Below are 13640 nucleotides of genomic sequence, written 5' to 3'. Positions count from 1 at the left end.
CGGCGGCGCAAGGATAATGGCATCACTTTTTAGCATCCATTTTTTAAACCCGGTAATTTCAGAACGATTACTCCTAATAAATTAAATGATCACCGAGACTCCAACATCAGCACAAAGACGCCACGTTGAACTAAACTCACGCCTCTTAGACTCAACAGAATACTCATTAAACACCGCGCGCCCTTAACACAATCGGCACACCATTAACTCAGGCAAACCAAACCATGAATCAACCCCCCGAAAACGCAAAGCGTCCAATATCCATTACGATTATCTGCGTACTGGGAATGCTGAGCGTACTTATCTCAATCGCTCTTATTTTTTCGAACGTTACCCAACAGATCGGCCCATGGTTTGCACCCTACCTGGGCTTCTGTTCTGTCGTTGGACTTGCGTGTTTTATTGGCCTATGGAAAATGAAAAAGTGGGCCGTCTATACCTACACAGGTTTTTTTCTACTCAATCAGACAGTGATGATTGCGATGGGAATATGGACGGTCATGACCATAGTGAGCCCAGCGATAGTCATCTTCTTCGCGCTTAAGCATGTTTCGAAGATGTCCGCATAACCCCACGTCGGGGCACGAGCCAGAAATTACGCTTTCACACCGGGTAATCAGCAAACCGCCCCAGCGTGCAGACAACAGCCATAAAAAACCCCGAACCAGTCGGGGGTTTTTATCGCCTTGAATCAAGCACTACGCCCAATCAATCAGAAAACATTGATCGGGTAATCAGCAAACAACCGGATTTCATTACCGCCCACGTTGTACTGATCGGCGTTGTTCGACACCCGCAACCAGGACGCACGCGCACGCAGGCTGAGGTCTTTGGCCGGGCCGCTCTGGACCACGTACTTGAACTGGTTCCAGATCTCACGCTCGGTGCCATCGCCACGGCCAGTGCCGTCGTCGATGTTGGTACCGCGCACGTAGGCAACGTTGTAGGTCAGGCCCGGTACACCAAAGGTGGTGAAGTCGATACCGTAGCCGACTTGCCACGAGCGCTCGTCCTTGCCGTTGAAGTCGGACCAGTAGGAGTTGGCCAGCAGGATGGTGTTGCCGCCATCGCCGATGCCGCCTGCGTTGCGATAACCGCCGTACAGGTAGCCGGTGTCGCCGGTGCTGCGCTGGTGAGCGACGGTGAAGCTGTGCGCGCCAACGGCCCAGGTCGCGCCCAGGCTCCAGATCTTGTTGTCGCGGGCGTCAGCGTCTTTCTGGTTTTCCAGGGCGAAGCTGCGGTCCAGCTTGGTTTTGTAGCCGTTGAAGTCAAAGGTCAGCGACTGCTTCTCTGGCAGGGCCAGCACGTAGTTGACGTTGACGTATTGCTTCTTCAGCACGTCCTGCATGTGGGACGCATACAGCGCGGCCGACAGGCTTTCGGTGAATTTGTAGCTGCCACCGATGTAGTCGATGTTCTTGAGGCGGCCGCTGTCGGTGCCTTCGGCACTCTTGCGCGCTTCCTTGGTGAAGTGACCGGCGTCCAGTTGCAGGCCGGCAATTTCTTTGGAAACGATCGAGGTACCGGTGTAGGTTTCCGACAACAGGCGCGAATTGTCGTACTGCAATACCGGCACGGCCGGGAACTGGTCCCCGTACTTGAGCACGGTGTTGGACACACGGAATTTCACCGCCGCGCCGCCCTTGGCCAGGTCGTGGGGTGCGGAGCCCGGGTTATCGGTGGTGCCGTTACCCTGTTTGAAGAAGTCGATACCGCCGGCGCCGGCGCGACCTTTACCGCCATCCAGACGAATGGCGTACTGGCCGATCACGTCCACCCCCACACCCACGGTGCCTTGGGTGAAGCCCGATTCCAGCTTGCCGATAAAGCCCTGGCCCCATTCGGCTTTGTCCTGCTTGCCGTTTTTATAGTCACGGCTGATGTAGGCGTTACGTGCGGCGATGTTCAGGTGGCTGTCTTCGACAAAACCCTTGGATTGCTCCTGGTCGTTTGCCATGGCTGCCGATGCGCTCAAAATCCCCAGAGCGATCAGACTCATCCGTTGCTTCAACATTTTTTATATTCCTTATTACCGTTTGAGTACGCGCTGTGACACCAGGCCCCGTATCGCTTTTTCTGGTGTCGACTTTGTTCCAAAAAAAAGAAGGCCCGCGGACGACTGAACTGCCGCGGGCCTTTTTTTATTGGATGAGTCATGGCGGTTAGCCACAGGCGTTGGGCGCAATCCTAGTCGCGCGTTGAACTTTGTGTCAATTTCGTGAATGTTCTGAGTTCAGACGAAAAGATTCTAAACCGCGGACTGCGCTCCTTGAGCCACCACCAGTCAAATCTGAGAAGGGCTTGCTCCCGATAGCGGGGCGTCAGTTACAAACAAGCCAACTGAGCCACCGCAATCGGGAGCAAGCCCCCTCCCACATTTTTTTGATCCTGGTGTTTTCTTCAGTTACGTGCCAGCTCGCACAGCGCCTTCATCTCGTCCTCGCTGAATAGCCCCGCCGGGTAGCGGTCATTCATCAGGCTACGCAGGTCGGGCTGGCGCGAGTCGTTTGCCTTCAACCACTGTGCCAGCGCATGAATTGCATCGCTATTCACCCGCGCCGGGTGATGCGTAAACGTCTTGATCGAATTGCTCTCGGCATTCATTTCTACGCTCTCCCTACTGCGTGAGCGGCTAACTTACTCAAGGTTTATGACAGAACAGCACCGTCATCCACCTTGAGCCACCGTTACAACCGCGATACAAGAGCTATGCCAATGTCCCCGGCGCGTAGGCATCCAGACACAGAAAAGCCCGCGACCCTGCCAGGTCGCGGGCTTGCTGAAACGCTGCGAAAACATGGCCTCAAGCCACTACTCGCAACGCTGTTACAACTGCACTCAGTTTTTGTGCGGAGCCGGTTGCTGTTGGGTCAGACAGTGGATATTACCGCCGCCCAGTAACAGTTCGCGCCCCGGCACCATCACTACTTCGTGCTGCGGGAACAGGCCCTGAAGAATGTCCCTGGCCTGGCTGTCCAGCGGGTCGTCGAAGCTGGGGGCGATGATGCCGCCGTTGACGATCAGGAAGTTCACGTAGGAGCCGGCCAATCGCACGCTCGGGTTGCGTTCCTGGCTGCCATCCACCGGATCCACGCCGGCGCACTCGTCCTCGGTGGCATACAGCGGCCCCGGAATCGGCATTTTGTGCACGATAAACGCGCGGCCCTTGGCGTCAGTGCTGCTTTGCAGCACATCCATGGCGGCATGGCAGCGTGCGTAGTTGGGGTCTTGCGGGTCATCGGTCCAGGCCAGCAACACTTCACCTGGGCGTACGTAGCAGCAAAAGTTATCCACATGGCCGTCGGTTTCGTCGTTGAACAGGCCGTCCGGCAGCCAGATGATCTTGTCCACAGCCAGGTGATCGCTGAGCACCGCCTCGATCGCCGCGCGGTCGAGGTGCGGATTGCGATTGCGGTTCAGCAGGCATTCTTCGGTGGTAATCAGCGTGCCTTCGCCGTCGACGTGAATGGAGCCGCCTTCCAGCACGAAGCCTTCGGTGCGGTAACGGGACATGCGCTCGATCTCGAGAATCTTGCCGCCCACCTGCGCGTCGCGGTTCCACGGCGCATACAGACCGCCGTCAAACCCGCCCCAAGCATTGAAATCCCAGTTCACGCCGCGCACTTCGCCACTGTCATTAATGACAAATGTAGGGCCGGTGTCGCGAACCCAGGCGTCGTCGCTGGACATTTCCACCACACGAATATTCGGCACATCCAGGCGGGCGCGGGCGTTTTCGTACTGGCCGGCAGACACGGCCACCGTCACCGGCTCAAACCGTGCGATAGCCTTGGCCACGGCCACGTGAGCCGCCTGCACCGGCTTGCCACCCAGGCGCCAGTTGTCCGGGCGTTCGGGCCAGATCATCCAGGTCTGGGTCTGTGGCGCCCATTCGGCGGGCATATGGAAGCCATCGGCGCGAGGTGTGCTGTGCAAAGTGGTCATGGCAATCATGGCTCCGAATGGGGTGAAGGCCGACTTTATAACGGATAAAAATCGGCTTTAACAGAAATCAAAGAGGGTAGACGAAAAATATGACGGAAAATAACCGATAACAATCGGGATCAACGTGGCAAGCAGTACTGTGACGACCCCGGCATTTTCAGGCATGTATATCGCCATTGTTCAGGGGGGTAAGGCAACCCCTGTGCGCACGTCACGCTTGCGCCACCTGACGCCACCACTCAAGCTATGCTTCATCCGCTTAATGTCCGTCTAAGGAAAAGGCCCCCGACATGCGCATTCTCGTTACCGGCGGCGCCGGTTTTATTGGCTCCGCCCTGATTCGTCACCTGATTCAACACACCGAGCACGAAGTGCTCAACCTGGACAAACTCACCTACGCCGGCAACCTGGAGTCGCTGACCAGCATCGCCTCCAACAGCCGCTATGAGTTCGTGCAGGCCGATATCGTCGATCAGGACGCCGTCAGCGCGGTGCTGGCGCGTTTCGAGCCGCAGGCCATCATGCACCTGGCGGCCGAGTCCCATGTCGACCGCTCGATTGACGGCCCGTCGGATTTCATCCAGACCAACATCGTCGGCACCTATAGTCTGCTGGAAGCCACCCGCGCCTACTGGCAGAAGCTGGCGGAGCCTGCCAGGAGCGCGTTCCGTTTCCATCACATTTCCACCGATGAAGTGTATGGCGACCTGCACGGCGTGGACGACCTGTTCACCGAAACCACGCCCTACGCCCCAAGCTCGCCCTATTCGGCCAGCAAGGCCGCGTCCGACCACCTGGTTCGCGCCTGGCAGCGCACCTACGGCCTGCCGGTGCTGCTGACCAACTGCTCGAACAACTACGGGCCGTTCCACTTCCCCGAAAAACTGATCCCGCTGGTGATTCTCAACGCCCTCGCAGGCAAGCCATTGCCGGTGTATGGCGACGGGTTGCAGGTTCGCGACTGGCTGTTCGTCGAAGATCACGCACGCGCGCTGCTCAAAGTGGTGACCGAAGGCGTGGTAGGCGAGACCTACAACATCGGCGGACACAACGAGCAAAAGAACATCGACGTGGTTCGCGGCATCTGCGGCCTGCTCGAAGAACTGGCGCCACAGCGCCCGGCCGGCGTAGAGCAATTCACCGACCTGATCACCTTCGTCAAGGATCGCCCCGGCCACGACCAGCGCTACGCCATCGACGCCGGCAAGATCGAACGTGAACTGGGCTGGACCCCGGAAGAAACCTTTGAAACAGGGCTGCGCAAAACCGTGCAGTGGTACCTCGATAATCTGCAATGGTGCCGCAGGGTCCAGGACGGCAGTTATCAGGGTGAACGATTGGGCAACACCGACGTGAAGGATTTGATCGCATGATGAAGGGAATCGTATTGGCCGGCGGCTCCGGCACCCGTTTGCACCCGATCACGCTTGGCGTGTCCAAGCAACTGCTGCCGGTGTATGACAAGCCGATGATCTACTACCCGATCTCGGTGCTGATGCTGGCGGGGATCAAGGACATTCTGATCATCTCAACGCCGGTCGATTTGCCGCAATACCGCAACCTGCTGGGCGATGGCAGCCAGTTTGGCGTGCGCTTCACCTACGCCGAACAGCCCAAACCGGACGGTTTGGCTCAGGCGTTCATCATCGGTGAAGAATTCATCGGCAAAGACCCGGTTTGCCTGATCCTGGGCGACAACATCTTCCACGGCCAGCATTTCGGTGAGCAACTGCGTGCGGCTGCCGAGCGTCCGTCCGGCGCTACCGTGTTCGGCTATTGGGTCAAGGACCCGGAGCGTTTCGGCGTGATCGACTTCGACAAGGAAGGCCGCGCCCTGTCCATCGAAGAGAAACCGGCCAAACCCAAGTCGTCTTACGCGGTGACTGGCCTGTATTTCTATGACAACGACGTGATCGAGATCGCCAAGGCTGTCGAGCTTTCTCCACGTGGAGAGCTGGAAATCACCGACGTCAACAACGCTTACCTCAAGCGTGGCGATCTGCATGTTGAGCGCTTTGGCCGTGGCTTTGCCTGGCTGGACACCGGCACCCACGACAGCCTGCTTGAAGCCTCGACGTACGTGCAGACCATCGAGCACCGTCAGGGCCTAAAAGTGGCGTGCCTCGAAGAAATCGCCTACGAAAATGGCTGGATCAATCGTGACTATTTGCTTGAGCGCGCAAAATATTTTGGCAAAACCGGCTATGGTCAATACTTGTACAAACTCGCCGGGGACAATGAATGAATGTGACCGCTACTGAGCTGCCGGGTGTATTGATCATCGAGCCCAAGGTTTTTGGCGATGAGCGCGGTTTCTTTTACGAAAGTTTCAATGCGCGCGACTTCGCTCAAGTCGCAGGACTGGAACAGCAATTTGTGCAGGACAACCACTCGCGCTCGCAAAAAGGCGTGTTGCGCGGTCTGCACTATCAGATCGAACATGCCCAGGGGAAACTGGTGCGCGTGACGGCGGGCGAAGTGCTGGATGTGGCAGTGGATATCCGTCGCAGCTCGCCCAATTTCGGCAAGTGGGCCAGTGTGCGGTTATCAGCCGACAACAGCCGACAACTGTGGATTCCACCAGGGTTCGCCCATGGCTTTGTGGTTCTCAGCGACTACGCGGAGTTTCTGTACAAAACTACGGACTACTACACTCCGTCGGCAGAACGCTGCATTCGCTGGGACGACGCCGAGCTGGGCATCGACTGGCAAATGAGCGGTGCACCGACCTTGTCCAGCAAAGACCAAAACGGTACAAGCCTTAAAGACGCGGACGTGTTCCCATGAGCGGCGCTCTCAAAATTCTGATCACCGGCCAGCATGGCCAGGTTACCCAGGCGCTGCAACAGCAGTTGGGGGGCCTGGGCGAACTCATCGTGTTGGGCCGCGATCAGTTGGACCTGGCTAACGCTGACCAGATCCGCCAGCAAGTCCGCGCCCACCGCCCCAACCTGATTATCAACGCAGCCGCACACACGGCCGTCGATCAGGCTGAAAGCGAGCCGGATGCGGCCTTTGCCATCAATGCCATCGCGCCCGGTGTGCTTGCCGAGGAAGCCAAGGCGCTGGGCATCCCGCTGATTCACTACTCCACTGACTACGTGTTCGACGGCAGCAAGCCTGCGCCCTACACCGAGGCGGACGCGACCAACCCGCTGGGTGTCTACGGCCAGAGCAAATTGGCTGGAGAGCAGGCAATCGCGGCCGTGGGCGGTGAGTACCTGGTGCTGCGTACCAGCTGGGTTTATTCCACCACCGGTAAAAACTTCCTGCTGACCATGCAGCGGCTGCTGCAAGAGAAACCGCACATGCGCATCGTCGCCGACCAGATCGGCGCGCCGACCTGGGCCGGGACCATCGCCAACAGCACCCGCATGCTAGTCGAGCGCTGGCAGGCCGGCCAGGCGGGCGATTGGGGCGTGTATCACCTGACGGCACAGGGCGAAACATCGTGGTTCGGCTTTGCCCAGGCCATTGGCGAGCAGTTGCAGGCCGCCGGCAAACCCTGCGCCGAACTGGAAGGGATTCCCTCCAGCGCCTACCCGACGCCCGCCAGGCGCCCGTTGAACTCGCGCCTGGATTGCAGCCGTCTGCAGCAACAGTGGCAGGTCAGCCAACCGCAGTGGCAGGATGCATTGCGCGAGTGTCTTGCCGGTCAGCACTAGGCATAATGCGCCTGTACCCACAGGCGCACGGTCCCCATGACTCCACCCCTTCCGCGAAGACCCCGCTGGCGCAGCCTGGCGCTGCTGGCGTTGTGCCTGGCACCGCTGTTGTGGCCGCTGGAGCACCTCGCCGAGCGTTATTACCGCAACGAACTGGCCGGGCAGAACCGTCAGACCCTCGACCTCTACGTCGCCAACCTGCTCGGTACGCTGCATCGCTACGAGGTGCTGCCGCAGATCCTCGGCGACTTGCCAGCCTTGCGTACCGCGTTGGAGGCGCCGCAGGTCAGCACCAACCTGGTCGGCGCCAACCTGCTGCTCAAGGACATCGCCGCCCAGGCCGGGGCAGAAGTGATGTACCTGATGGACACGTCCGGCAAGACGCTCGCCGCGTCCAACTGGGACAAACAGGACAGTTTCGTCGGACGCAACTTCTCGTTCCGCCCGTATTTCAGTGAGGCCATGGCCGGGCACCTGGGACGCTTCTTCGGCCTGGGCACCACCTCGGCCAAGCGCGGCTACTTCTTCGCCGCCGCCGTGCGCGACCACGACAAAATCATTGGCGTGCTGGTGGTCAAGGTCGACCTGGACCACACCGAAAGCCTGTGGGGCAACACTCCGGAACAACTGCTGGTGACCGACCACAATGGCGTGGTGATCCTCACGTCGCGCCCGCAATGGCGCTTTCGCGCCACGCGGCCCCTGAGCGCCGAAGAGCGCCAGGCCATCAGTGCCATTCAGCCCTACCCCACTCGCGACCCGCAGCCGCTGAGCCTCAGCAATACGGCCTGGCTGCGTCAGTCCACGGCCATCGCCGAGACCGGCTGGAACGTGGAAATCCTCGCGCCACAATCCTTGATCAACCGCCCGGTACGCACCGTGGTGGCAGTCGGCGGTGCCACGCTGCTGGTGCTGATGCTGCTGCTTGGGCTGCTGATGCAGCGCCGTCGCCATTATCTGGAGCGCATCGCCTTCGAAGCGAAGGCGCGCCGCGAGCTGGAAATGCGCGTGGTCGAGCGTACCAGCGACCTTGAAGGCCTCAACCGGCGCCTCAAACAGGAGGTGCTGGAACGCGAACACGCCCAGCAGGAACTGGTGCGCGCCCAGGATGACCTGGTGCAGGCCGGCAAGCTCTCGGCACTGGGCACCATGTCGGCGAGTATCAGCCATGAACTCAATCAGCCCCTGGCGGCGATTCGCAGCTACGCGGAAAACGCCGAAATCCTGCTTGATCATGAACGCACCAGCGATGCCCGTGGCAACCTCAAGCTGATCAGCGAACTGACCGGGCGCATGGCCTCGATCATCGCCCACTTGCGCGCGTTCGCCCGTCGCGACCGTCACGCGCCGGAGAGCGTGGCGCTGCAGCCGGCGCTCGACGACGCGTTGGCGTTGCTGGCCAAGCGGCGTCGGTCGATGGAGGTGGAGCTGATCCGCGACCTGCCGGAAGCCACCTTGTGGGTGCAGGCCGGCGAAACCCGCTTGCGCCAGGTGCTGGGCAACCTGCTGGCCAATGCCCTCGACGCCCTCACCGAAAAAGGCCCGCCGCGCAAACTGTGGCTGAGTGCCGAAACCACTGCGCAAGGCGTCAACCTGTACATCCGCGACAACGGCCCGGGCTTTTGCATGGAAGCCCTGGGCCGCGCCAGTGAGCCGTTCTATACCACCAAGACGCGTACTCAAGGACTCGGCCTGGGCCTGGCGATCTGCGAAACCTTGATGCGTGCCTTTGGCGGCGAACTGCTGTTCGCCAACCACAGGGAAGGCGGCGCGCTGTTAACCCTGAAATTGCGCGCCGGCTCGCCGGGCGTGAGTCTGCAACCGTCCGAGGACCGCAGTGTATGAGTATCGATAACCAGATCCAGGTGGTGTTGATCGACGACGATCCACACTTGCGTCAGGCCCTGTGCCAGACCCTGGACCTGGCCGGGTTGAACGTCCTGCCCCTGGGCGAAGCCAATGGCCTCACCGCGCGCCTGTCCCGCGATTGGCCAGGCGTGGTGGTCAGCGATATCCGCATGCCCGGCATGGATGGCCTGGAGCTGCTCGCCGAATTGCACGGCCAGGACCCGGACCTGCCGGTGCTGCTGATCACCGGCCACGGCGACGTGCCGCTGGCGGTGCAGGCCATGCGCGCCGGCGCCTATGACTTCCTCGAGAAGCCCTTCGCCAGCGACGCCCTGCTCGACAGTGTGCGCCGCGCCCTGGCCCTGCGCCGGCTGGTGCTGGACAACCGCAGCCTGCGCCTGGCCCTCAGTGACCGTCAGCAGTTGAGCACGCGCCTGGTCGGCCATTCGCCGCAGATGCTGCGCCTGCGCGAACAGATCGGTGCCCTGGCCGCGACCCGTGCCGACGTGTTGATCCTCGGCGAAACCGGCGCCGGCAAGGAGGTTGTGGCGCGTGCGCTGCATGATCTGTCGAGCCGGCGCAGCGGGCCGTTCGTGGCGATCAACGCCGGGGCACTGGCCGAATCGGTGGTCGAAAGCGAACTGTTCGGCCACGAACCGGGCGCGTTCACTGGCGCGCAGAAACGTCGGATCGGCAAGTTCGAGTTCGCCAACGGCGGCACGCTGTTTCTGGATGAAATCGAAAGCATGAGCCTGGATGTGCAGGTCAAGCTGCTGCGCCTGTTGCAGGAGCGCGTGGTCGAGCGCCTGGGCGGCAACCAGTTGATCCCGCTGGACATCCGCATCATCGCGGCCACCAAGGAAGACCTGCGCCAGGCCGCCGACCAGGGGCGCTTTCGGGCCGACTTGTATTACCGCCTCAACGTCGCGCCGCTGCGCATTCCGCCGCTGCGCGAGCGCGGTGAGGATGCGTTGATGCTGTTCCAGCACTTTGCCGACGAGGCCAGCAGCCGCCATGGCCTGCCGCTGCACGAACTGCAACCGGGCCAACGCGCGTTGCTGTTGCGCCATAGCTGGCCAGGCAACGTGCGCGAACTGCAGAACGCCGCCGAGCGCTTCGCCCTGGGCCTGGAACTGGCGCTGGACAGCACGCCGGGCAATCCTGGCGCCAGCGTGCTGACGTCCACATCGGGCGGCTTGAGCGAACAGGTCGAGCAGTTCGAAAAAAGCCTGATCGCCGCCGAACTCACCCGCCCTCACAGCTCCCTGCGCAGCCTTGCCGAAGCGTTGGGCGTACCGCGCAAGACCTTGCACGACAAACTGCGCAAGCACGGCCTGAACTTCGCCGACAGCGCCAGCCACAGCACTGACGACGAATGACCCCGTCCACCTGCCAAGAGACTGCCATGAGCCGCGACAGCCGTTACCTGGAATCCATCCTTCATCACGACATCCCCCTCACTCGGGAAATGGGGCTCAAGGTGCTCGACTGGCAACACCACCAGCTGCAACTGCATCTTCCCTTGCCAGCCAATATCAACCACAAGAGCACCATGTTTGGCGGCAGCCTCTACTGCGGCGCCGTCCTGGCAGGCTGGGGTTGGTTGCACCTGAGACTGCGCGAACACGGCATTGAAGACGGGCACATCGTGATTCAGGAAGGACAGATCAGTTATCCGTTGCCGGTGACGCAGGGTGCCACGGTGATTTGCGCGGCGCCGGAGGAGAAGGTGTGGAAGCGTTTCGTGGCGACCTACAAACGCCATGGCCGGGCGCGGTTGACGCTGGACACATGGATTGTGAATGAGGGCAGCGAAGACCGCGCAGTGACTTTTACCGGCCAATACGTCCTGCACCGCTAGTCGTTATTACACAAAGCAAATGTGGGAGGAGGCTTGCCCCCTCCCACATTTTTAATTTGCGCAGGTCTTAAGACCTGGCCAGGCTCAACAGGCGATCGCGCCACGCCGCCTTCGCCGGTAACGCCAGAAAGAAAGGGTTGAGCAACGATTCCCGCGCCGGATAACTGAACCGCTCGCCGTTCAACTCCAACACCTCACCGCCCGCGCCTTCCAGTACACCCTGGGCCGCCGCCGTATCCCACTGCGACGTGGGCGCCAGGCGTGGGTAACAATCGGCGCTGCCTTCAGCCAACAGGCAGAACTTCAGTGAGCTGCCGATATTCGCCAGCTTCAACTCACCCAGGCCCTGGCTCAAGCCGTCCAGCAAGCGCTCCTGCTCGGGACTGCTGTGGCGGCGGCTGGCGACGACGGTAAACGCTTCGCCTGCAGCCGGGGTCTTGCGTACCTGGATCTGCCGGGGCGCTTCGTTTACATCCGAACGCCACGCGCCCAGGCCAGCACCACCGAAGTAGCAACGACCGCTGGTGGGCATCGACACCACGCCAAACACCACGCGGCCCTGTTCGATCAACGCCACGTTGACGGTAAATTCTTCACTGCCGCTGATGAACTCCTTGGTCCCATCCAGCGGGTCCACCAGCCACCAGCGCTGCCAACCGGCGCGCACGCTCTGGTCGATATCGGCGTCCTCTTCGGACAACACGGGAATACTCGGGTCCAGTGCAGTCAGGCCGGCGAGGATAAGGTGGTGAGCGGCCAGGTCCGCCGCCGTCACCGGCGAATCATCTGCCTTGGCGGTGACCGCCACATCGGCGCGCCAATACGGCAGGATCACTTCACCGGCCTGGCGTGCCAACTCAATCACGGGGGCGATCAACGGGTGGCCTAAAAACAGTTCGCTCATGCGCTGAACGCTCCTCGCTGGGTCAACAGGTCTCGTACCAGGTACAGCGCAGCCAATGCACGGCCTTCGCTGAACTGCTCGTTTTGCGCCAGTTGCGACAGCTCGCGCAGGTTGACCCTGTCTACACGCATCGGCTCGGGTTCATCGCCTTCCAGGCGTTCTTCGTACAGCTCGGTGGCCAGTACCACCTGAATTTTCTGGCTCATATAGCCAGGCGACAACGACAGCTCGGTAATGTGCTCCAACTGCCGCGCGCCGAAGCCCGCTTCCTCCTTGAGCTCGCGGTTTGCCGCCGCCAGTACGTCCTCGCCAGGCTCGATCAACCCCTTTGGCAAGGAAAGCTCATACTCGTCGATCCCGCCACAGTATTCCTCGATCAGCAGCGCGTGATCCGCATCGATCATCGCCACGATCATCACCGCGCCATAACCGGCGCCGCGTCCAACCAGACGCTCGTAGGTCCGTTCAACGCCATTGGAAAAGCGCAGTTGCACTTCCTCCACGCGGAACAAACGGCTACTGGCGACGATTTCGCGGGCGAGGACGGTGGGTTTCTGGCGCATGAGAGGCTCCTTGGCGTGATCGGGTTACTATACCGTGGCTTTTCCGATTGTCTGTGTCGGATATCTTTACTTACATGAGACCGCCCCATGCCCGCTTTGCCCTGGCACGCCATCGACACCGTCCTGCTGGACATGGACGGCACCCTGCTCGACCTGCATTACGACAACCACTTCTGGATGGAGCACCTGCCCCAACGCTACGCTGACCTGCACGGGGTGAGTCGGGCCATGGCCGCGATGGAGCTGCAGCCGCTGTTCGAGCGTAACGCCGGACAATTGCAATGGTATTGCCTGGACTTCTGGAGCACCGAACTGAAACTCCCGGTGCGCGAACTCAAGCTGGAAACCGCCGACCTGATCGCCCTGCGACCGGATGCCGACACGTTTCTGGCGGCGATCAAACAGGCCGGCAAGCGGGTGATCATGATCACCAACGCCCATCGTGACTCGTTGTCGCTGAAGCTGGAGCGCATTGAACTGGCGCCGTATTTCGAGCGATTGATCAGTTCCCACGACTATGGTTTCGCCAAGGAAAACCCACAGTTCTGGGATGCCCTGCAGGCCGATATCGGCTTCGACCCCGCACGCAGTCTGTTTATCGATGACACCTTGCCGATTCTGCGCAGTGCGCGGGATTTCGGCGTGGGGCATTTGCTGGCGGTGAAAGAGCCGGACAGCAGGAAGGGACCCAAGGACACCGCTGAATTTACCGCGGTCGACGACTACCGCGATCTCATTGCCGGGCTCTGACCACTGCGGGAAGGAGCTTGCTCCCGATAGCGGTGCATCAGAATCACCTCGGTGACTGACACTGTGCTATCGGGAACAAGCCCCCTCCCACATTTTTGATTTGC

14 protein-coding genes are annotated in these 13640 nt (G+C 60.7%); 9 read left to right on the top strand and 5 right to left on the bottom strand.

The window, feature by feature from the left end; all coding sequences use genetic code 11:
- Positions 1–224: 224 nt before the first annotated feature.
- Positions 225–569, top strand: coding sequence for a hypothetical protein (locus JOE32_RS18750; RefSeq protein ID WP_209987355.1), 345 nt, complete (start codon positions 225–227; stop codon positions 567–569).
- Positions 570–712: 143 nt separating this feature from the next.
- Here JOE32_RS18750 and JOE32_RS18745 read toward each other — a convergent pair whose 3' ends face one another.
- The 3 genes from JOE32_RS18745 to aguA all read right to left on the bottom strand — a co-directional run bounded on the left by JOE32_RS18745 (position 713) and on the right by aguA (position 3945).
- The gene (locus JOE32_RS18745; protein ID WP_209987352.1) at positions 713–2014 is read right to left on the bottom strand and encodes an OprD family porin; all 1302 of its coding nucleotides are present in this window, start codon (positions 2012–2014) and stop codon (positions 713–715) included.
- Between the two features lie 386 nt (positions 2015–2400).
- Complete coding sequence (locus tag JOE32_RS18740; protein ID WP_209987349.1) at positions 2401–2604, bottom strand: hypothetical protein; 204 nt, start codon at positions 2602–2604, stop codon at positions 2401–2403.
- A gap of 234 nt (positions 2605–2838) precedes the next feature.
- Entirely contained in the window at positions 2839–3945 is a 1107-nt protein-coding gene (gene aguA / locus JOE32_RS18735) for an agmatine deiminase (protein WP_209987346.1), read from the bottom strand.
- Positions 3946–4235: 290 nt separating this feature from the next.
- Here aguA and rfbB point away from each other — a divergent pair, with 290 nt between their 5' ends.
- The 7 genes from rfbB to JOE32_RS18700 are packed head-to-tail and all read left to right on the top strand — an operon-like array spanning position 4236 to position 11319.
- Positions 4236–5318 (top strand): dTDP-glucose 4,6-dehydratase, encoded by a 1083-nt coding sequence (gene rfbB, locus JOE32_RS18730; protein WP_209987342.1) that lies wholly within the window; start codon positions 4236–4238, stop codon positions 5316–5318.
- Positions 5315–6190 carry a glucose-1-phosphate thymidylyltransferase RfbA gene (gene rfbA / locus JOE32_RS18725; RefSeq protein WP_209987340.1) on the top strand — a complete coding sequence of 292 codons (876 nt, stop codon included), beginning with the start codon at positions 5315–5317 and terminating at the stop codon, positions 6188–6190. The genes rfbB and rfbA overlap by 4 nt, the downstream gene beginning before the upstream one ends.
- The gene (gene rfbC / locus JOE32_RS18720) at positions 6187–6732 is read left to right on the top strand and encodes a dTDP-4-dehydrorhamnose 3,5-epimerase (RefSeq protein ID WP_209987337.1); all 546 of its coding nucleotides are present in this window, start codon (positions 6187–6189) and stop codon (positions 6730–6732) included. Before rfbA ends, rfbC begins: the two co-directional genes overlap by 4 nt.
- Positions 6729–7610 carry a dTDP-4-dehydrorhamnose reductase gene (gene rfbD / locus JOE32_RS18715; protein WP_209987334.1) on the top strand — a complete coding sequence of 294 codons (882 nt, stop codon included), beginning with the start codon at positions 6729–6731 and terminating at the stop codon, positions 7608–7610. The genes rfbC and rfbD overlap by 4 nt, the downstream gene beginning before the upstream one ends.
- 36 nt (positions 7611–7646) lie before the next feature.
- On the top strand, positions 7647–9455 hold the full coding sequence (locus JOE32_RS18710; RefSeq protein WP_209987331.1) for an ATP-binding protein: 1809 nt from the start codon (positions 7647–7649) through the stop codon (positions 9453–9455).
- The gene (locus JOE32_RS18705) at positions 9452–10837 is read left to right on the top strand and encodes a sigma-54 dependent transcriptional regulator (protein ID WP_209987328.1); all 1386 of its coding nucleotides are present in this window, start codon (positions 9452–9454) and stop codon (positions 10835–10837) included. Before JOE32_RS18710 ends, JOE32_RS18705 begins: the two co-directional genes overlap by 4 nt.
- Positions 10838–10863: 26 nt before the next feature.
- Positions 10864–11319, top strand: a complete 456-nt coding sequence (locus JOE32_RS18700; protein WP_209987324.1) for a thioesterase domain-containing protein — start codon at positions 10864–10866, stop codon at positions 11317–11319.
- A 67-nt stretch (positions 11320–11386) separates the two neighbouring features.
- Here the strand turns inward: JOE32_RS18700 and cysQ are convergent, their stop codons facing one another.
- Together cysQ and nudE are read right to left on the bottom strand one after the other, a co-directional pair.
- Positions 11387–12223 carry a 3'(2'),5'-bisphosphate nucleotidase CysQ gene (cysQ, locus tag JOE32_RS18695; protein WP_209987323.1) on the bottom strand — a complete coding sequence of 279 codons (837 nt, stop codon included), beginning with the start codon at positions 12221–12223 and terminating at the stop codon, positions 11387–11389.
- Positions 12220–12786, bottom strand: coding sequence for an ADP compounds hydrolase NudE (gene nudE, locus JOE32_RS18690; RefSeq protein ID WP_209987319.1), 567 nt, complete (start codon positions 12784–12786; stop codon positions 12220–12222). The genes cysQ and nudE overlap by 4 nt, the downstream gene beginning before the upstream one ends.
- An 87-nt stretch (positions 12787–12873) precedes the next feature.
- On the opposite strand from nudE, the gene yrfG reads away from it, so the two are divergent.
- A complete protein-coding gene (yrfG, locus tag JOE32_RS18685) occupies positions 12874–13536 on the top strand; it encodes a GMP/IMP nucleotidase (RefSeq protein ID WP_209987315.1) in 663 nt (220 codons plus the stop codon).
- Positions 13537–13640: the final 104 nt, after the last annotated feature.

This window comes from Pseudomonas sp. PvP025 (assembly GCF_017832155.1).
GTDB lineage: Bacteria > Pseudomonadota > Gammaproteobacteria > Pseudomonadales > Pseudomonadaceae > Aquipseudomonas.
The sequence above is the reverse complement of the archived record's forward strand: the minus strand, read 5'-3'. Positions and strand labels throughout refer to the sequence as shown.